Origin of the sequence: Rhodoblastus sp. (genome assembly GCF_052145335.1) — a bacterium.
GTDB lineage: Bacteria > Pseudomonadota > Alphaproteobacteria > Rhizobiales > Beijerinckiaceae > Rhodoblastus.
In genome coordinates this window covers 1-18,853 of sequence record NZ_JBKQOU010000143.1, presented here as the reverse complement: position 1 = coordinate 18,853, position 18,853 = coordinate 1, and the positions used below count along the sequence as shown (strand labels likewise).

Here is an 18,853-nt window from a genome sequence, read left to right as displayed (position 1 = left end):
GGCGTTAGCCCCTTGGTGCGGGGTCGGGCAGACGGTGGCGTTGGTCGGCTCCTCTGGCGTCGGCAAATCGACACTGGTCAATATTCTTGTAGGAACGACGCAGGAGTCGCCGCAGCAAACCGGAGCGATTCGGGAAAACGACGCGAAAGGACGCCACACTACGACCTCGCGCTCGATTCACGCCATTTCGGGCGGCGGCTGGGTGATTGATACGCCGGGAATGCGCACGCTCCATATCGGCAATGCGGCCGATGGGGTCAGCACCCTGTTCGCCGAAATTACGGAGCTTGCCCCGCTTTGCAGGTTTCGCGATTGCACTCATGCCCATGAACCGGGCTGCGCGGTGCAGGCCGCGGTAGCCAATGGCGCATTGGAGCCGGCGCGACTGGCAAGATGGCGCAAACTTGTCGACGAAGACGACCACAACACGCCAACTAAAACAACCTCGTACAGTGGCGGAGGCGCGCCCGCTCGCAGCAGAAAACGCTGAACTCAGAAATGTGCGCAAGGACTTCCGATATAATGCGTCAGTGGGCGTCCGCTGGCGTACGGACTCTCGCGGGGCCTGCGCAGTAGCGTGATCGCGCCGAGGCTGAGCACAAGGCCGAAGCCAACGAGATAAAAGCCGTCCGCATAGGCCATGATCGTGGCCTCTTGCCGAACCTGCCCGGCGAGCATGGCGATCGCCTGTGACTTCGCCAGGATCGGGTCGGAGACATGCGCATGCAGGCCGGCCGCAAGCGCTGCGAGCCGCTCCTGCGTGCGCACGGCGTTCACCGTGATCCCTTCGGCCAGCGCCGAGAAATGTACGTGCTCGCGGCGGTCGATCATGGTCGACAGAGAGGCGATGCCGATCGAACCGCCGAGATTGCCCATCATGTGGCCGTGACCGACAGGCCGGAGCGCAGGCGCGCCAGCATTGGATCGTTGGCGTCAAGCGCGACCCGCACCGGCACGCGCTGAACCACCTTGGTGAAATTTCCGGTGGCGTTTTCCGGCGGCAGCAAGGCGAACTGCGCTCCGGCGCTGCTCCAGCTTGGCCTCGGCGCCGTCGAGGCTCGCCCGCGTGCTGGCCTGCCGCGCCTGCAGATTATCGATTTGCCTTTGCGCCGCGTCCAGGAAGGCTTTGGCCTCATGTGCAGCGCGTTTCACAGTTACGCTTATTCCCGCGACCAGATCGACCCCGCAATTGATGGCGCCGGAAGAGCGCGCGGCGCTGCCTTCGGCGCGCTGGCGGATGGCTGGCGCAATGGCCGCGACGCGTTGAGACGGGTGATGTTGGCAGGCGGATTTGCGTTCAGGCGTTGACGTCCTCGCGCGTCACGCCCTCGAAGCTGAGTATGTAATCAGCACCAAATGCGAGGCTGGGCGTTTGGAACCCAGGCTTGACCTCTCCGGCGGCGACGCGCTGAGCGGCGTCGAGCGCTGTCGCGGCCGTCAACGCATAACCCTCCGGCGTTCTCAGGCGCGAGCGAACCGACCCGCCTTTGTCATTGCGCGCGACGCCCACGAGAATGGCCCGACCGTCGCGCCGCGCCGCTTCGCCTGGACCTTCCGGCATATGGTCAACTCTGGCCTTGAGGAAGCTCTGCATGAAGCCAAGCCCCAGGAACGACTTGACCAGCCGGGGCATCCGCACGAACGCTTCGACTGCCGAAGTTGCTTCGAAATGGACCTCGATGTTAGGGATTCCAGTCGAATGAAAGGCCGTCGCGACATCGCCCCAGCTGACCCGGAACGTTGCCCTCTCTCCTTCTCCGAAATCGCACGAGCCCGCTTCGGCGCGATCATGGGCGACAAGTCGGCCGCCGCGGCGCATGCGCGTGCCGGCGGCGATCGCCTCGATCATGGTCTTGGCCGTGCCGCGCGACATGTCGTCACCCAGTGAAATGCAGAGTTTCAGATCGCTGGCGTCTGGCAGCCGTCGCTTCAAATGCGCGGCGAGGCAGTCGCTCGGCACGACGTCGAAGCCAACTCCGGGCAGCAGCATCACGCACTGCCGCTTGGCCTCGGCATCGCGCAACGCCATCGCCTCAAAGACGTCAATTTCCCCGGTGATGTCGAGATAGTGAACTCGGTTGCGGATACACGCTTCCGCCATCGGCCGCGCAGTCGCGGAAAATGGGCCGGCGACACAGAGTACCACCGAAACGTCCTTGAGCGCCGCGTCCAGGATCGCGGCGGCGCCAAGATCGAATGCCCGTCCTACCAGCCCAAGCGGTTCGGCGACCGCTGTGACCTTTTCGATATTCCGTCCCGCCAGGATAGGGCGCACACCGCGTTCGACAGCCGCCTTCGCGATGAGTTTGCCGGTATAGCCGGTCGCTCCATAGATCAGGATAGTTCCGTCCATGAGGCGCTCCCCGCAGTCGAAAATGCTTGACGAGGTTGTCATACCGTTCCGTCATTGTCACGACGGCTTTCGCAACTGAACGTCCTGCGTGATCGGGGGGCCAAGCGCCACGCCGTCGCATGCGATAAAAACAAGAAGCCAAAAACGGAAAAAAGAATGAGCAAATACGTGGGCGCGATTGATCAGGGCACGACGTCGACACGCTTTATCATTTTCGACCGTCAGGGCGAGATCGTTTCGATGGACCAGAAGGAACACGAACAGATCTATCCCAGGGCGGGATGGGTCGAACACGATCCGGCGGAGATCTGGCGCAACACCCAGACGGTCATTCGCGGCGCCCTGGCCAAGAAGGGTCTGAGCCCCGCCGATATCGTCAGTGTTGGCGTCACCAACCAGCGGGAGACGACCGTCATCTGGAATCGCCGCACCGGCCAGGCGCCGCATAACGCGCTGGTCTGGATGGACACGCGCACCGACGACCTCGTGCGTGAATTCACCAGGGACGGTGGACAGGATCGCCTGCGCGCCAAGACGGGCTTGCCGCTGGCGACCTATTTTTCCGGCCTCAAATTGCGCTGGCTGCTCGATCGCACGCCCGGTGCGCAGAAGGACGCCGAAGCCGGCGATCTGCTGTTCGGCACAATGGATGCGTGGATCGCCTGGAATCTCACTGGCGGCGTCAATGGCGGCAGGCACATCACCGATGTCACCAACGCCTCGCGCACGCAATTGATGAATCTCGAAAGCCTCGATTGGGATCGGGACATCCTGAACCTGTTCGACATTCCTCGCGCCTGCCTGCCGGAAATTTGCTCTTCCAGCGAAACGATGGGGCTAGCGACCGGCGTTCTCGCCAATGTCCCGCTCGCCGGCATCCTCGGCGACCAGCAGGCGGCCCTGTTCGGCCAGGCCTGCCTCCAGCCCGGACAGGCGAAAAACACCTACGGCACGGGTTGTTTTATTCTGATGAACACGGGCGCAAAGCCTTACACGTCGAAATGCGGCTTGATCACCACGCTTGGCTACAAGCTCGGTAATGAGCCGCCCGTCTATGCGCTGGAAGGCTCCATCGCCATAGCCGGGGCGCTCGTGCAATGGCTGCGCGACAATCTCGGCCTGATCTCTTCGGCGTCGGAAGTCGAGGCTCTCGCCAGAAGCGTCGCCGACAATGGCGGCGTATTTCTGGTTCCCGCATTTTCCGGGCTTTATGCGCCGTATTGGCGCGCCGATGCGCGCGGCATTGTCGCGGGACTGACGCGCTTCGCCAACAAGGGTCATATCGCCCGCGCCGCGCTCGAGGCCACCGCTTACCAGACCCGCGAGGCGCTCGACGCCATGGCCAAGGATTCCGGCGTCCATATCAAGGAATTGCGCGCCGATGGCGGCATGGTCGTCAACGAACTGCTCATGCAGTTCCAGTCCGACATTCTCGACGCGCCAGTCGTGCGTCCGAAGGTTATCGAGACATCGGCGCTCGGCGCGGCCTATGCGGCGGGCCTTGCCACCCACTATTGGGAGTCGACCGGCGACATTGTCGCCAATTGGGCCTTCGACAAACGCTGGCAACCCTCAATGGAGCCGGCCGAGCGCGACAGGCTCTACGCCTGCTGGAACAAGGCGGTGACGCGTTCTTTCGACTGGGTCGATTGAGCGCGAATGCGAGCAGCATTTGGCATTAACAATAGGCGCGATGGAACCGACCGATCACCCCAGGGAGCGGTTACGCAAAAGAGCGCGCCGTCGTGGCCACCGCAGCCCATCGAACTTCAGCATTGCTTGTCGCCCAATAAACTCGCGCTCGCCGGCCGATGGGCGCCAATTCCGGGAATTCACGATGGATCCGATCTGACCGTATAGCTTGAGCGGGTGCGTAACACTGTTTTTGCGTCGAAGCAATTCCGGCGCCCGTCCGGCGTACTTCAAAAGTTTACAGGATTATGAAGTGTAATACTCATATTGATGTATATTATAATATATTTAAATATACTTACGTATATTGACAATTTCGTTGCGATCAATTTAAATTTTGAATTATCAAATACGAAGGCGCGCGATGGGGCACAACGGAGGCTGAACCTATGCGTGCGCCAGATACAACGCGTCCAGTCTTCTTCGATCCCAAAGGGCGCCGGGCGAAGGTCGCCAACGCCATCCTCGGGTGCTGCGCCGCGGCTGCCATGTTCGTGGCGGCGGTAATTTCGTACGGCGTTTATTTCGACCTCGGCAGCCCCACCTTTTCGGCCCGATCGGAGGACAAACCGTCACGCGCGCTGTCTGTCGACCTCCTGCCGCGGGCCGAATCCGAAATTCCTTTGTCGTTCGCGCAAGGCCGCGCCATTCCCCCCGACGCGGCGAAAGCCATTCGCATGGCTTTCCTGTCGACGGGGTCGACGCCTAGCGCCATGCTGTCGCTCAAACGGCATGCTGAGGAAATCGATGCCGTCATCGCCGATTGGCTGCGCCTGCGCGACACCGACGGCGAGGTCGCCATGCTGGAAGGACCGGGCCGTGCCGCAGTAGTTGGATGGATCCGCGCCAACGTCAGCCGCATCCAGATCTATCCGGAAATCACCAGTTCGCTTTCCGCCGCTAAAACCGACGCTTTCCTCTCCGACCGCGGGATGCAAGAGCGACTGGCGCTCCGCATTTCGACCTACGCGGCCGACAACGATTTCGCCGGGGTCGTCCTCAACCTCCGCGAAATGCGCGATAGTCACGTTGGCCGGTTGGCGGCCTTCGTGGACGCAGTCGCGATGAAGTTACGAGCAGCGGGAAAGAAGACGATCCTGCTCGTGGCGCCTAACACGAAGCCGAGCGCCTTGCAGACGCTGGCCGCGCTTTCCGACTTCGTCATCGCCGGCGCCTACGAAAACGACAGCGATCAGGCGGCCGGGGCCGCCGCCGGCCAGGGGTGGTTTGAAGACCAACTTCGCTTGCTCATCGCTGCGGTCCCGCGATCCAAGCTCATCATGTCGATCGGATCATTCTGCCGCGACACGGATTTGGCTGGACGTTCTGAGACCTTCTCCGTTCAGCAATGTTGGGACCAGCTGCGGAGAACCAATGCCCAGTTCTCGTTCGACGGCGGTTCGCTCAACGGCGCCTTCACCTATCACGACGGCAAGGGGCTGCCGCATCAAGCATGGCTGCTGGACGCCGCGACCGCGTTTAACCAGACAAAGGCTGCACTCGCCACGGCGCCCGCAGGAATCGCGCTCTGGCGTCTCGGCCTCGAAGACCCCGGCGTCTGGCATTCGTTCGGCCGCGGCCGCGTGCCCGACGCATCTGCGCTGCAGGCTATCAGTACCGCCGTTTCCGGATACGGCGCCTATGCATCTGCGCTGTGGCCTATCCGCACAGCCGATTCCAGATACGGCACCGATGAGGGCGAAGAAGGGGTTCTCCTGACGGCGCAACTAGGAGACGTCGGAGTCCGGTCGGTCGACTACGACAAGGATCTGGGTCTGATCATCGGTGAGCAGATGACGCGGCTACCTGTCCAAGTGGCAACGACGACGCTGGCCGCGAAGGATCCGAAGTCGGTGGCGATCACGTTCGACGACGGCCCCGATCCCCGCTACACTGGCAGAATACTGGACGTCCTGGCAGAGAAAAGAGTAGGGGCGACATTCTACGTGATCGGCCGCAATGTCGCGGACGCGCCCGATCTAATCAAGCGTGAATACGCCGAAGGCCACGATGTCGGCAACCACACCTTTTCACACGCCGATCCGCTTCTTCTTTCGCCAGGGAGACTCGAGGCCGAATTGAACGCCAGCGCGCGCGTCGTCAAGGCCTTCACCGGAATGCAAATGCGCCTGTTCCGCCCGCCCTATGCAGGTCCCGGGTTTGACTACCTCGACGCCATGCCGGACGTCGCCGTTACGGCTAGCAGACTCGGCTACATGATTGGCGAACTGGGCTCCGTAGCTTGCGACTATTGCTTCATCAGTGCGGAATGGATCGCCCAAAATGCGGAGAATGGCGTCGTCAAGCACGACAGTCACGTGATCCCGCTCCACGACGGCGGAGGAAACCGGGAAGCCACGATCAAGGCTTTGCCGATGATCATCGACCGACTGCGCGCCAAGGGATACCACTTCGTCTCCACCCACGAGTTGGCCGGGCTGACACGGGCCGACGTCATGCGCTCCGAACCAATGACCAGCGCCGTCGCCGAAACGGAAGGCGCGGTATGGCGTGTTGCAGTCCGCTCCTTCGGCTGGGCGGCCAACGTCCTGCCAGAAGTTTGTATCGTCGCGGCCATCGCAGGCACACTGCGAATGTTCTGCATCATAGTCTTGGCCGTTTTCCAGTCGCGTCAGCGTCGACGATCCCCTCCACTGGCCCCATACGCTGGGCGGATCGCCGTCCTGGTCCCAGCCTATAATGAGAAACTGACGATCCGCAAAACCATCGCCAGCATTCTCGACTCCACCGTCTCCGACCGTCTCGAAATTATCGTAATCGACGACGGATCAACCGACGGCACGTTCGATACGGCGCGCGCGGCGTTCGGCGGCGACGGACGTGTGAAGATCCTCCGCAAGGAAAACGGCGGCAAGGCTTCCGCCCTCAACCACGGAATCGCGTTCACTGACATAGAAGTAATGGTCGCCATCGACGGCGACACCGTGCTCCTGCCGGACGCGATCGAGCGCCTCACTTCGCATTTCGGCGATCGCTCGGTCGGCGCCGTCGCCGGCAACGTAGAAGTCGGCAACCGTGCCGGTCTGATGACGGCCTTCCAAGCCCTCGAATATGTCACAAGCCAAAACCTGGAGCGCAGGGCGTTCGAGCTTTTCAACGCCATCTGCGTCGTCCCAGGCGCGATCGGCGCTTGGCGTCGAAAAGCCGTGGTCGAATCCGGAGGGTATTCCCGCGACACTTTGGCCGAAGACACCGATCTTACCATGGCGGTCGCACGGCGCGGCTGGCGCGTCATCTGCGAACCTCGTGCGCACGCGCTTACCGAGGCGCCGGAGACGGTGCGGTGCTTCATGAAACAACGCTTCCGGTGGATGTTCGGCACTCTGCAGGCCGCTTTCAAGCATTCGGGGGCGCTGCTGGAGCGCCCGCGCGGAATCTCCTTGATCACGATCCCGAACGTCTACCTGTTCCAATTTGGGTTCACGTTGCTTTCCCCGGTGATGGATGCCGTGCTCGCGGCGTCCCTCTTGCACGTCGCCGTCGCCTTGGCATGCGGCTGGCCGCTCCCGCACGGCGGCGATCTGAGATTGATCGCTGCATACTGGATCGCGTTCCAAGCTGTCGACCTCGCGGCCGCCGCGGCAGGGATCGTCCTCGACGGCCGAAGCGGTTACTTGCGGCTGCTGCCTCTTGTCGTCCTACAACGATTCACCTACCGGCAGCTTCTCTATGTGGCCGCTATAACGGCCCTGCTGGCGGCGGCGAAAGGATCCGCCGCGGGATGGGGAAAACTCCTGCGAACCGGCAACGTCCCCTTCGCCCCCCGCTTCCGCGAGATGAGCGGTGAAACGAGCGTGAAACTTCAGCGCGAACCGTGCAAGGAGATTGCGACATGACCACGCATTTGTCTCCCCTCCGGCGCCACGCAGGCCTGGCGCTCTTGGCGGCCTGCGCGGTGCCGATCCTCTTCTTCGCTGCAGGCGGCAGAGACATCTTCGCAACCACGTCCGCGCGCCAGATTGTCCCGGCTCCGATCACCCCCACCGGCGAAACCGGGTTCGTGAACGACGACACGTTGAGGACGACCGCGCGCCCGATTATCCCGGCTCCGATCACCCCCTCCGGAGAAACCGGATTCGTGAACGGCGACACGTTAAAGTTGACATTCTACGAAACGACCGGGTCGAGCGACGCACACTCTTCCCGGCCGGCGCTATCGATGTTGGTCGAGGACGCCGAAATGACCGGTGAATACGTCGTCCAACTCGATGGCACGATCTACGTCCCGCTCATCGGAACAGTGAAAGCCGCCGGGCTTACGCCAGAAGGCCTTCAAGGCGAACTCGGCGCGAAATCTGGGCCACTGTTCAGCCACCCAGTCAAAATGATCATCAAGCTCGTTAAGCGCGAGCCTATCTACGTCACCGGCAGCGTCCCGCAGGCCGGTGTCTTCGACTACCGTCCCTACATGACGGTCCTGCATGCGATGATACTCGCCGGCGTGCGTTCCGCCGGCCCGCAAACCGCGGACCGCATGGACGTTCTGCAGGCGACGGAACATCTGCGCAAGACTGACGCGGCGCTCGCCGGCCTGATCGCCAAACGGGAGGCCTTGGTCGCCCGCCGCGACGGCGGCGCGCCAACGCCGTCGGCGACCTTGGTCGCCCTCGTCGGCAAACATGCCGCCGAGAGACGCTTCGCCGAAGCCAACCAGCTAGTAATCCTGGAGGACGCAAAACAAAAAGGCGAAACCGCTGCCTTTGACGAAGGATTGGCCGCGATCGAAAACGAGCGCAAGATCCTGAAAAAAAGCCTGGAGGACGCGCAATCCGCGCTCGAACAGGCCGCGCAGAGATACGAGTTCGTGACGAATAACAAAACCCGCGGACTTATCGTGCAAAATACCGTCGACCAGACACAGGTAAGCCTCGAACTAGCACGCGCCCATTTGAACGATCTCCTGGCGTCGATGGCGCGTCTCGAAGAAAGCGCGATCACGCTGCGGCAAAGAAAAACCGCCGAGTTCGCCGAAGCGGCCATCGCCCGTCAACGTGAAATCGACAATCTGCAAGACTCCATTACGGAAGCCGCCATCACGCGCGCCACATTCGGGCCCACGCTCGACTTCGCAAACGCCACCTTCGTCCGCGGAACCGGACGGCCGACGGTCAGGATACTCCGCTCCACCGCGGAGGGCATGACGACCATTCAGGCGACTGAAATCACGCCGGTTTTACCGGGCGACATCGTCGAGGTGACCAAGCCGGCGCCGTCTTTCTCCTCGGCGGCTTCGGCGACTGAACCGCAAGACAAAAGAGGCTCCGACATTCCCGAGGCGCCGATCATTGAGGGACAGGCGTCGCGGGAGGGACAATGAAACACGCCGGCCGAACCGCGTTCGCCTGTTTCTTGGCCGCTTTCCCGGTCTTATGGGGGATAGCCGAAGCGGCCGCCGAGTCGGCGCCTTCCGACCGGGCGGTCGTCGCCTATCTGGCCTCGTGGAAACTCTGGTCCGGCGATAAGGTATCCGCCATCCCAGCCAGCAGGCTGACCCACCTTGTCTACGCGTTTGGCGGCGTGACCGCGGAACGGACCGCGGCGCTCGCGGATCCCTGCGTCGACATCGGCGAGTGCCGTGAGGGCGATTCCCCCTCCGGTCCCGGCGGCGCCTTCGCCCGCTTGATCGAACTCAAACGCGCGCATCCTGGCCTGCGGGTTCTGATCGCGCTCGGCGGATGGACGGGGTCAAAGTATTTTTCTACGGTAGCCGCTACCGAGGAAAGTAGGAAGCGGTTCGCCGAATCCGTGATCCAGACTTTCTTTTCCTCGCATTCCGGGGTGTTCGACGGTGTTGACATCGATTGGGAATACCCCGGCGGCGGGGGCGCCGCAGGCAATATCGTCAGCCCATCTGACGGCGATCACTTGACATCCCTGATGTACGAAATGCGGCGGCAGCTCGATTTGCTGGGCGTCGCGAACGACAGGCGCTACGAATTGTCTTTGGCGGCGCCGGCTGACCGCGACAAAGCAGTCAGCTTTGCTTTCCATGCGCTATCCGGGATCGTCGATCGCATAGAGGCGATGACCTACGACTATTACGCCGGCGCGTCAGTGGCCGGACTTAACGCCCCCCTGTTCGCCTCTAAGAAATTGCCGGGGGGCGAGCCGAACGTCGACGCCAGCGTCCGTATGCTGCTCGCATCCGGCGTACCGCAAGACAAGCTGACGCTCGGCTTGCCCTTTTACGCACATGTATACAGAAACGTGGGCGTGAAAGACGACGGCCTTGGCCAACCCGCAGAATCCGGCGCCCCGCCGGAATGGGGCGGCCTGGATACGATGGATTACCAGAACTTGGTAGCTTTGCGTCCAGCGGAGAACGGGTTTGGCGCGCACCGGGACCCGGACGCCCGTGTCCCGTGGCTCTACAACCCGCACACGCGCATATGGATCAGCTACGACGACCCGGAATCGATTAAGGAAAAAGCGAGATATGCGCGCAAACACGCGCTTGCCGGCGTGATGATTTGGGACATCGGAGCGGACGATGGCAAGTTGCTGCCGGCGGCGTTAGACGGCTTGATCGGAAAGGCCGCCGCGGAGCGCTGACACGCCCGTCTACCAGGCAGCTCAACAATATGTAATCTTGGACCATTAGACCGAAAGGAATGTTCCTGCACGCAATTGCTTCAAGGAAGGCCAAAGCGCCCCAGCGCGCCTGGCAAAATCTTCTCGGCAAATTGCCAGCGCAGGTCTGCTCAGGGTCACCAGCGCAGCGCAAGCCTCGCGCCGCCAAAACATTCAGAGTCGCGTGATGCACCCGTGGGCATTTGGATATGCCGAGCAAAATAATTGCTGCACGACGGCAATGTCATCGGCGTACCACTGCGCGCCTAGATCACGATATCCGCGCAGATCGTCATCTATCATTCGAGATACTGTGTCGACGCCGTGACCGAGGTTAAAGAGATAGGTTTCAAACAATGCTCGTTGCCGAGGCGACGCAGCCTTGGTTGCAAAAATTCCACGGGAATCCCCGCATTGCGGCATGCGTAGCTCCTCGCATAGATGAACGGGCTGTATTCGGGATATAAATACACTGTACCTCCACGCCGAGGAATCAGATAGAATACGTAGTGCAATGCAAGGGAACGCCCGACGAGGCCGTTCAGGTTCCGCTGAACGCTTATGGCAGGCCCTATGCGCCGCCTCCCGCGATTGTCGACCCGGCGGTCGATATGAAGAGCGCCGTGCGCAAGCAGGTCGATGGCCTCGATATCGATGACCATTTCGCCACTCTCGCCCAGCTGATGAAAACCAGCTGCCGCCAACGCGCCGATGGTCGCCAAAATGGAGACGATCGGTCTGGTTCCCGAGCAGCAGTATTACGACCCACCCAACATCAATTTCCTCGACCGGGAAATCATCCGGCTTGCGCCGAAAACTGGCGACTCTCAAAGGGGTCTGCATCTCAGGCGGGAGAAATGAATGGAAACCATCCGTCTAAAATAGTTAATAAATATCAATGTGGTGTACGCTTCCAAATTTTTTTCGGCGCCCCTCTTGAAGCGGCTTTTTCGCTTTCCTAGATCGATTTTCGTCGAGCGCCACCGTGGCTCGATCCAACCGGCGCCGGCAGCGTCCGGCGTTCTACACACCCATGTTGCTCATTGGAGAATGTGGCTATGCGGAACATAGACTTCGACCCCTTCTGGCGGACCAGCATCGGCTTCGACCGGTTGTTCGCCATGATCGACGAGACCCTCGAATCCGAGGATCGCTATCCCCCTTACAACATCGTTCGCACCGGCGAGGACACCTACCGCGTCTCCCTGGCTGTGGCCGGCTTCGCGCCCAACCAGATCGCGGTCACCCAGCACCAGAGCGTGCTGACGGTCGCGGCCCGCCCCTCGGAGAAGGACGACAATGCCGAATACCTCTACCGCGGCATCGCCGGGCGGGCTTTCGATAAGCGCTTTAACCTCGCCGACTTTGTCGAGGTCGAGGGAGCGTCCTTCGAGGACGGCCTGCTGCACATCGATTTAGTCCGGCGGGTGCCCGAGGCGATGAAGCCCCGCCGCATCGAGGTCGGCGTCAAGAAGGCGCCCGGCGAGGGCGGCAACGTCAAGACCATCGAGCACGAGAAGGCCGCCTGAAAGGAGGCGGTCGATGCCAAGGGCGGCCCGGTCGACGGGTCCGGGCCGTCATCGATGTGACATGGAGCGACGTAAATGAAACACGATTTTCGAAAAACCCTCGATCGGGGCGCCGCACGCCGGCTCGGCGGGGGGGCAGACTTCGACGATCTTCTTCATCCGGCGCGGGCGTTCGCCCGTCCGTCGGACGTCGTCGACGACCCCGACCTCACATTGAACGAAAAGAGGGCGATCCTCTCGTCTTGGGCCTCGGACGCGTGCGCCGAGGAGGCGAATCCGCTGCAGCGACGCACCGACGATGGCAGGAACGCGAGTTGGGACGACGTCATGGACGCGCTGAAGGAGCTTGACCTACGGGCGGCCCAGTCCGCCACGATACGCTTCGATCCCGAGCTTTTCTGGTGGCCGCGGCGAGGCCTGCGCCGCGGACCGAGCGGCGGGTCGGATCACGGGTCCCTGCCTGCGTAGGCTCGGCCATGATGAAAATCGCGAAAGCTCTGTCCTTGGCCGTCGCTCGATCCCGGCCAACGACCGCGATCCCAAAGGGGCCGCCGGCCGCGGCGTCACCAATTCCCCATTACTCAAGCAAGATAAGAGGACGAAAATGCAGCACTACGATTTCGCGGTTCTGAACGGTGACGAAACCATTACCGCCATCAAGTCGATCGCGCTCCCGAATTTGAAGGCTGCGTGGTCGCATGTCACCGAAATTGCCAAGACCATAAACGAGCCTGGAAGCCGCGTCCGCGTGACCAATCCCGCCGGTGACGTCGAGATTCTCGCGGGGGTCTCGATCGCGCGCCACGAATTCGCAGATATGCAGGCGGCCTGAAACCCAAACTCAGAACTGATTGCGGCGACGCCGAGTGGCGGCGCCGCAAACTCGATTGCAGCGTAAAAATGCGAGCCGGCTCGGGCCACGCCAGTAAAACCGAAACAACGGGCAGGCGCCGAAACCTGCTATCTGCAACTCTTGCGGTATCTAGCGCAATTGCCCTCGCCTAGCTCATCCTTATGTTCGCAAGCCTGTCGCAAGTGCTCACATCGTCCTCACCGGCGCCGGCCGCCGTCTACGTGGACGCCTCCCAACGCAGCCGCCGACGGCTCCAACCAGCGCCAGCAAGGCCAGCGGCGACGCCTGCAGGGCGATAAGCGTGATCGTTGCGACCGCAAACGTTTTCACAGTGCAGAGATTGTCCTGATGTTGGATGTCAATGCGCAAAGCAGTGTGGCGCCGCGGTGTTCAGTAGCGGATCGGCCCGCCCCGTTCCGCCTCAGCCTCCTGCTCCAACTGAACGAGACGAATCGCGGCGGATCGAGGGCCGGGCGGTACATGGCGGCTTGTGCAGACCTCCTTCTGGCGCACTACGCCATTGGCGCGTAGCCTGAAGGTCCGGCGAATGTCCCCCGCCGCCGGCGAGGCTGATTGAGGCAATGGCCTCGCAAACAACAAAAACCCGCGTCCGGTTTTCACCGTGCGGGGCCCGATCCAATGCGGCTGTACATCCGAGCGCGCCTTGGAATTGAGAGCATAATAGAAGGAACTTGTGTCAAACTGACGACGCTCCGTGTAAGGCCGCATTTAGCTCCAATTGAAGCCCTTCATGTCTGGATTGGAGCTGCGATGACAATTTCGGTGCGGGTTCCATTCCTGGTCTCAATTGCGATTGCGCCCTGGAGTTCGGCGACAAGACCCGTAATGATATTAATTCCGCGCCCTGGTTGCGATGCGAAAGGAGCGGATTTGCCGCTCTCGGTCGGCTGCCCGTTGTCGGCGACGATCAGCGCGATCTTATCGCCATCGCGGCGTTGCAGCACGACGGAAATATCGCCAGTTCCGTCAGGAAATGCGTGTTTAAGAGAATTGGTCACCAATTCGGTTACCAGCAATCCCAACGGAATGGCGAAATCCAGCCCCACTGCCAAAGGGATCGATTGGACGGTGATTTCGACGTCGTCATGAACGCCGGATTCGATGATATTTTTCGACAATACTTTTAAAAATTGCGCGATGTCGAAGGTCTTCAAGTCTTCCGAATGCGTCAATTGCTGATGAACCAAGCCCATGGCGAAGACCCGCTGTCGAACGTTTCTGAGCGCGGCGGCGCCTTCCTCGTTAGCAGTCGCCCGCGCCTGCGCGGCCAGCAGGAGGTCTACGACCTGAAGGTTGTTCTTCACGCGGTGGTAGACTTCCCGGAGGAGAATGTCACGCTGCTCGAGCGCTTTAGCCAAACGGGCGTTGGCCTCCCTGAGCTCCGCCGTCTGTTCCTTGAGGCGTCGTTCAAAATCGCGATCCCCGACATCGGTACGCGATTCGCATTCCCTCAGGGGAGCGGCAGTGCTTTGCTGCTCGATGATCTCCGCTTGGATTTCCGACTTGACGCGTTCCAAACTCGACATGATTTGCTCGCGGCTCGGCTAAAGGAACCCGCCCCAAGGCAGGGAATAGCATAACCTGAAAAAAGAAGATATTGGCTAATCGGTAGCTTGGGATAAGCGGGGTTTGACTGGTCTCCGGATTCAACCTCTCATCGTTTTTAACGACGTCCAAGCTTTCCGGCGGACTTGCGCCGAACCGGTTGCAGTTAATACACCGGCAGGGGCCGGCTAATTTGATCCAAAACAATGCGACAGGACAACACGATGGTAAGTTGACCACATCCCGTAAATTCGACCGTTTCAACTGCGGCGTCCGCGCTCATTTCGCGGAACATTACGGGTGGGAGGAAGGCGATGCTCGAACTTAGCTGGCGTTTAATCGGCCAGGGCGGCGAAATTCGTCGCGAGGCGAATTTTATGATGCCATCCCTGTCGGCCATTTGGCGCGAATTGGCGGTTGTTGCCGACAAATTCGGGCATCCGGGCGAAGTGCTGCAAGTATTAGACCCGCACGGCGATATGATCATCAGAATGGGCGTCGCGACCGCGCGGAGCGCGGCGCGGCGGTAGGTTGCCGGGTAATTCCGCGTTCCTGTGAGATAGGCGCTTAGTCGAGTTCAGGCGGGAGGGGAATTTGCGCCGGGCACGCCGCCAATCGCACCGGTCATCCGGTCGCGAAGCTCCTCAACTTCCGTCTTCAGCGCGGCGGGCGTTAAGCGCTGCCGACGTGCTTCTTCCTTCGCGGCTGCGGCTGCGTTTTGCAACTGGGCGCCGATGGAGTCCGCGTGTCCCGATTGCATGGCGTTTTCAGCGGCATCCCCGAGCACGCGCTCCTCGGTCTTTGTAAGCGGCAGGGAGGCCGCCATCGCGGCGCCGACGGCGAAAGCGCCCGCTGCCAGCAGCAAGGGTTGCCGGTCCAACATTTGGCCAAATTGCGACCGGGCCGAACTCGTAAGGTCCGCCACAGCCCGCGAACTGGTCGTGCGCAGCGTCCCGCCCATGGAGCCCGCCAGATCGCCGGCCTGGTTCATTCCTGAACCGACCGCCTCGCTGGCGCGGCTCGCCGCCGAGGCGGCTATGTCGGCCGCCTGCCGCGCCGCGCTCGCGCCTACGTTTGCGGCGTATTCACTTGCGCTACCAATCGCCTCGCCGGCAGACCGAGCCATATCGGCCATGACGGAGCCCGCGCTCAGGGCGCGGCCGGCGGCTGCAGGCGCCTGGGTCCCAAGCCGCAGCGAGCGATCGCCCGCAAACAACCAGGCGAGGCCCATGCCGACGAGCGCCGCGGCAAGCGGATTTTCCCGCGCCGTATCGATCACGCTCGACGCGAAGCCCGGCCGGCTGCGGGTATATGTTTGATCGCTCATCGCACCATCTCCCTGACGGCTTCGCGGTCCCGCCGTATCTCATCGATCGTGGTCCTGGGTTTCAGCTGTTCGCCCGACAGGCGTCCCATGCCGATCCCCATCGCGATACAGGCCAGGATGGTCGCCCCCGCGCCGGTGATGAGATACGAAACCCCAGGCGAGAAGCCGAGCCCCATCACTCCCGCAGCAATCGCTAGAAGTATGAGCGTAAGCGCCGGCATTAGGATCACCGCGCCTGCGATGATCATGGCGGCTCCGCGCCCGACCTGCGCTATTTTTTCCGTGATCTCGGCGCGAGCCAGCGCCATCTCGTTGCTCAGCAAGCCAGAAGCCTGGTGCAGCGCCGAACTGACGAGTTCGCGAAGAGATTTGAGTTCGCTTTGCAAGTCGCTCATGTTTGCTCCGTCGCTTCACATGCCCAGACCGTTATCCCCGCCAGCCGGCTGACGCGCGCCGCTGTCGCTGGCGGCCCCGTGGTCGATCGTTCCCGGCTCGTCCGTGCCGCCCAGCCCGGGTCCGCTCGCACGCCCCGCATCTGCCGGCGAACCCGTCAAGCTGCTCTGTCCGCTTCCCGATATCATGGGCGCGGCGGCGCCCTTCAGGAGCCGCGTGACGCCGAAACCGGCAAGCATGGACAGGCCAACGAACAGAGTCGGCTGGCGCCTCGCGAAATTTTGCGTCTCAGTGATAAGCTCCGAGAAATCGCCATTGCGCACCGTCTCTGCGACATTGTCGACCCCGGAGGCCGCCGTACGAATGTAGTTCGCCGCGAACGGGACCTGGTCGAACTCGCGCGCTGCGCGCCGGATCGACTCGGCGATCCCGGAAAGGTACTCCGCTCCGGCGCGCTTCTGATCCTGCGCCTTCTCCATGATCTTGTCGCGGCCCTGCGAGGCGAGGTCAGCGGCCTGCGTCCTTAGCGCGTCAACGGTCTCCGAAGCGGCGTCTTGCGCACGCTCCGCCATGTCGCGACCCGCCGACATAGCCTGGTCGCCCAAACCCTGACTGGAAGATGGGCCCTGTCCAGGAAAGCTCTGCGTTGATGATTCCCGCGTTGCTCGGGACCCGCCCTGAAAGCTGCCGCGCCCATAGTCGGGGCCGATTTCTTTCGGTCGCGCGGGGTTGAAGCCCGGCGGATCATTGGTGTTCTGCATATTAACCTCCTGCGGGATTGGGGCTGTCGTTTTGTCCGTCCGCGCGCGAGAGCGCCGCGTCGGCGGCGGCTTCCGCCACCTTGAGAGCGCGCTCGCCGAAATCGCGCGCAGCCTCGGCTATGGCCTGAGGCGTGAGGCCCTGCTGACTCGTCCGCTCGTGGATCTGCTCCACAGCTTCAGTCGCCGTGGTCACGCCTTGGGATTCTGCGTCGCGCAGTCGCCGACGCGGATCGCCGCCCGCGGTCTCCGTAAGGCGGGCTTCCGCGCGCGTCACGGGAAGCGCGCTCGCTACGAGCCCACCTGCCGCCATTCCGATAGCGGCAGCCATCATTGAATTTTCGCGCGCCCAGTTGGCCAGAGCGACGGCAGTAGCGTTCGTCGAGCCCACTGCGTTCCCACCCAGGTCCCGCGCACTTGATGTCAGGCCGTGCGCGGCGTCCCGCATGTCGCGCTGGGACGCAGCAATTCCATCCGCAATGTCAGAACGGGTCTGGGCTGCATACTGGCTGGCGGCGCCGGCCGTCTCGCTCACGCTGCTGCGGATAGAGGCTCCGACGCTCGCGAGTGTGTCCGCCGAATGCTTGCGCCAGTCTTGAGCCATGCGCTGTCCCTGTTCAGCGAGATCTCCAGCGCCCTCGGTCGCTCTACGCGATAGATCGCGGCCTGCCTCGGAACTCATCAGGAAGAGGCCCGCCCCGATCATCATTAGGGGCGCCGGGATACGCCTGGCGATCGCCATGCCCGGATATGCGGCAATCGCGGCTACGGCGGCGGCCTGGAGAGGATTTCGACGCGCGGCCTCCAACATGTCTTCGCCCCGCGCACGCACGTAATCGCCGATGTTTGCTTTGATCGTCCGGGGCGCGATTTTGGCGCTTAGATCGGAGGTCGCGTCGCTTACGGCGTCACGGATCTGATGCACGGACTGCGTGAGTTCGCGCCGACTGCGCTCCGCCTCCCGCTTGAGATTTTCAACACTACGCGAGTCGCTGCTGTGCGGCACTTGATGACCTCCATTTAATGGCTAACTTCAACACTTGTAACGTAATTTCGTTCCGACGCGGCGGCGTCCGACAATTGCGCTAGATACCGCAAGAGTTGCAGATAGGAGGTTTCGGCGCCTGCCCGTTGTTTCGGAAGCCTTCCCTGGAAGGAATTCGCGCACTCGTTTCGTCCAGCGCTATCATTGCCGTGAGCGGGGGGCCGTCGTCATCATGAAGCGCTTGGTTCTTGCCTTGTTGTCGATCCTGGTGGTGGCCTGGCCCGCCTTTTCCAAGGCGCAGGATAGTTCCGAGAGCCGCTCCGTCATCGCGCGACAGCCGACGTTGTCATTGCCTGGAACGATTCGCTGGACGGGCGACTTCGACGGCATGTTGAAGCGCCGGGTCGTCCGCATTCTGGCGCCGAGATCGTTCAGGCGGCGCGTATGCGGCGCGCGCAGCGGCTTCTGGCCACCAGCAAAGCGCCGGTGGCGGAAGTGGCGCTGCGCGTCGGCTATGCTGACCCGTCGAATTTCCATCGCGCTTTCGTGGCTTTGACCGGAATGACCCCGGGACAATTCCGCACGAATTCGCGGGAGTTGGCGCCGGTGGATTGACCGGCCCAGCGCATAGAAGTGAGCTTGTGACCGAAGATCGCCGGATACTTCTCAACCGATTTCGTCTGAACGACGTCGTGGCGAAAGTCGCCGGCGTTCGATGGACATCGAGGAACTGGCTGGCGGCGCGCGGACTGGTCGAACGCAATTTTCTCGATCGCGACAGCGAATTGAGCCTCGACCTCGGCGCC

Annotated in this window: 19 protein-coding genes and 1 pseudogene; 11 read left to right on the top strand and 9 right to left on the bottom strand. The window is 62.1% G+C overall.

Going from position 1 to position 18,853, the window contains the following annotated elements:
* On the top strand, positions 1 to 490 hold a 490-nt coding region (gene rsgA, locus ACLP2E_RS10075), incomplete at its 5' end, for a ribosome small subunit-dependent GTPase A (protein WP_442465826.1).
* Between the two features lie 2 nt (positions 491 to 492).
* Here rsgA and ACLP2E_RS10070 read toward each other — a convergent pair.
* Both ACLP2E_RS10070 and ACLP2E_RS10065 read right to left on the bottom strand, forming a co-directional pair.
* Positions 493 to 879, bottom strand: a complete 387-nt coding sequence (locus ACLP2E_RS10070; RefSeq protein ID WP_442465825.1) for a hypothetical protein — start codon at positions 877 to 879, stop codon at positions 493 to 495.
* A pseudogene (locus ACLP2E_RS10065) lies at positions 876 to 1,028 on the bottom strand (HlyD family secretion protein); the annotation flags it as partial. The pseudogene ACLP2E_RS10065 and the gene ACLP2E_RS10070, both read right to left, overlap by 4 nt.
* On the opposite strand from ACLP2E_RS10065, the gene ACLP2E_RS10060 reads away from it, so the two are divergent.
* A complete protein-coding gene (locus ACLP2E_RS10060) occupies positions 985 to 1,308 on the top strand; it encodes a hypothetical protein (RefSeq protein WP_442465828.1) in 324 nt (107 codons plus the stop codon). The pseudogene ACLP2E_RS10065 and the gene ACLP2E_RS10060 sit on opposite strands and share 44 nt — an antisense overlap.
* Here ACLP2E_RS10060 and ACLP2E_RS10055 read toward each other — a convergent pair.
* Positions 1,298 to 2,353 (bottom strand): saccharopine dehydrogenase family protein, encoded by a 1,056-nt coding sequence (locus ACLP2E_RS10055; RefSeq protein ID WP_442465824.1) that lies wholly within the window; start codon positions 2,351 to 2,353, stop codon positions 1,298 to 1,300. The genes ACLP2E_RS10060 and ACLP2E_RS10055 overlap by 11 nt on opposite strands.
* Before the next feature lie 156 nt (positions 2,354 to 2,509).
* Between ACLP2E_RS10055 and glpK the strand changes: the two genes are divergently transcribed.
* The 4 genes from glpK (at position 2,510) to ACLP2E_RS10035 (ending at position 10,618) form a co-directional block, all read left to right on the top strand.
* Positions 2,510 to 4,006, top strand: coding sequence for a glycerol kinase GlpK (gene glpK, locus ACLP2E_RS10050; RefSeq protein WP_442465823.1), 1,497 nt, complete (start codon positions 2,510 to 2,512; stop codon positions 4,004 to 4,006).
* Positions 4,007 to 4,434: 428 nt separating this feature from the next.
* Complete coding sequence (locus ACLP2E_RS10045; protein WP_442465822.1) at positions 4,435 to 7,902, top strand: polysaccharide deacetylase family protein; 3,468 nt, start codon at positions 4,435 to 4,437, stop codon at positions 7,900 to 7,902.
* Positions 7,899 to 9,383, top strand: coding sequence for a polysaccharide biosynthesis/export family protein (locus tag ACLP2E_RS10040; RefSeq protein ID WP_442465821.1), 1,485 nt, complete (start codon positions 7,899 to 7,901; stop codon positions 9,381 to 9,383). Before ACLP2E_RS10045 ends, ACLP2E_RS10040 begins: the two co-directional genes overlap by 4 nt.
* Entirely contained in the window at positions 9,380 to 10,618 is a 1,239-nt protein-coding gene (locus tag ACLP2E_RS10035; RefSeq protein WP_442465820.1) for a glycoside hydrolase family 18 protein, read from the top strand. The genes ACLP2E_RS10040 and ACLP2E_RS10035 overlap by 4 nt, the downstream gene beginning before the upstream one ends.
* Before the next feature lie 317 nt (positions 10,619 to 10,935).
* Here the strand turns inward: ACLP2E_RS10035 and ACLP2E_RS10030 are convergent, their stop codons facing one another.
* Positions 10,936 to 11,358, bottom strand: a complete 423-nt coding sequence (locus tag ACLP2E_RS10030; RefSeq protein WP_442465819.1) for a hypothetical protein — start codon at positions 11,356 to 11,358, stop codon at positions 10,936 to 10,938.
* 336 nt (positions 11,359 to 11,694) lie between these two features.
* Here ACLP2E_RS10030 and ACLP2E_RS10025 point away from each other — a divergent pair, with 336 nt between their 5' ends.
* The 3 genes from ACLP2E_RS10025 (at position 11,695) to ACLP2E_RS10015 (ending at position 12,997) form a co-directional block, all read left to right on the top strand.
* Positions 11,695 to 12,165 carry an Hsp20 family protein gene (locus ACLP2E_RS10025; protein WP_442462185.1) on the top strand — a complete coding sequence of 157 codons (471 nt, stop codon included), beginning with the start codon at positions 11,695 to 11,697 and terminating at the stop codon, positions 12,163 to 12,165.
* 75 nt (positions 12,166 to 12,240) lie between these two features.
* Positions 12,241 to 12,633, top strand: coding sequence for a hypothetical protein (locus tag ACLP2E_RS10020; RefSeq protein WP_442462186.1), 393 nt, complete (start codon positions 12,241 to 12,243; stop codon positions 12,631 to 12,633).
* Positions 12,634 to 12,769: 136 nt separating this feature from the next.
* On the top strand, positions 12,770 to 12,997 hold the full coding sequence (locus tag ACLP2E_RS10015) for a hypothetical protein (RefSeq protein ID WP_442462187.1): 228 nt from the start codon (positions 12,770 to 12,772) through the stop codon (positions 12,995 to 12,997).
* A 770-nt stretch (positions 12,998 to 13,767) separates the two neighbouring features.
* Here the strand turns inward: ACLP2E_RS10015 and ACLP2E_RS10010 are convergent.
* The gene (locus ACLP2E_RS10010; protein ID WP_442462188.1) at positions 13,768 to 14,565 is read right to left on the bottom strand and encodes a sensor histidine kinase; all 798 of its coding nucleotides are present in this window, start codon (positions 14,563 to 14,565) and stop codon (positions 13,768 to 13,770) included.
* 333 nt (positions 14,566 to 14,898) lie between these two features.
* On the opposite strand from ACLP2E_RS10010, the gene ACLP2E_RS10005 reads away from it, so the two are divergent.
* Positions 14,899 to 15,114: a hypothetical protein gene (locus ACLP2E_RS10005; RefSeq protein WP_442462189.1), complete on the top strand. Its 216-nt coding sequence runs from the start codon at positions 14,899 to 14,901 to the stop codon at positions 15,112 to 15,114.
* 47 nt (positions 15,115 to 15,161) lie between these two features.
* On the opposite strand, the gene ACLP2E_RS10000 is transcribed toward ACLP2E_RS10005, so the two are convergent.
* Genes ACLP2E_RS10000 through ACLP2E_RS09985 form a run of 4 tightly spaced genes read right to left on the bottom strand, consistent with a single transcriptional unit; the run spans position 15,162 to position 18,068 of the window.
* Positions 15,162 to 15,911, bottom strand: a complete 750-nt coding sequence (locus ACLP2E_RS10000; protein WP_442465818.1) for a hypothetical protein — start codon at positions 15,909 to 15,911, stop codon at positions 15,162 to 15,164.
* The gene (locus ACLP2E_RS09995) at positions 15,908 to 16,306 is read right to left on the bottom strand and encodes a phage holin family protein (RefSeq protein WP_442462191.1); all 399 of its coding nucleotides are present in this window, start codon (positions 16,304 to 16,306) and stop codon (positions 15,908 to 15,910) included. The genes ACLP2E_RS10000 and ACLP2E_RS09995 overlap by 4 nt, the downstream gene beginning before the upstream one ends.
* A 15-nt stretch (positions 16,307 to 16,321) precedes the next feature.
* The gene (locus tag ACLP2E_RS09990; RefSeq protein WP_442465817.1) at positions 16,322 to 17,065 is read right to left on the bottom strand and encodes a YtxH domain-containing protein; all 744 of its coding nucleotides are present in this window, start codon (positions 17,063 to 17,065) and stop codon (positions 16,322 to 16,324) included.
* A 1-nt stretch (position 17,066) separates the two neighbouring features.
* Positions 17,067 to 18,068 (bottom strand): hypothetical protein, encoded by a 1,002-nt coding sequence (locus tag ACLP2E_RS09985; protein ID WP_442465816.1) that lies wholly within the window; start codon positions 18,066 to 18,068, stop codon positions 17,067 to 17,069.
* A 327-nt stretch (positions 18,069 to 18,395) separates the two neighbouring features.
* Between ACLP2E_RS09985 and ACLP2E_RS09980 the strand changes: the two genes are divergently transcribed.
* Positions 18,396 to 18,662: a helix-turn-helix transcriptional regulator gene (locus ACLP2E_RS09980; RefSeq protein ID WP_442465827.1), complete on the top strand. Its 267-nt coding sequence runs from the start codon at positions 18,396 to 18,398 to the stop codon at positions 18,660 to 18,662.
* The last annotated feature ends 191 nt before the right edge of the window (positions 18,663 to 18,853 follow it).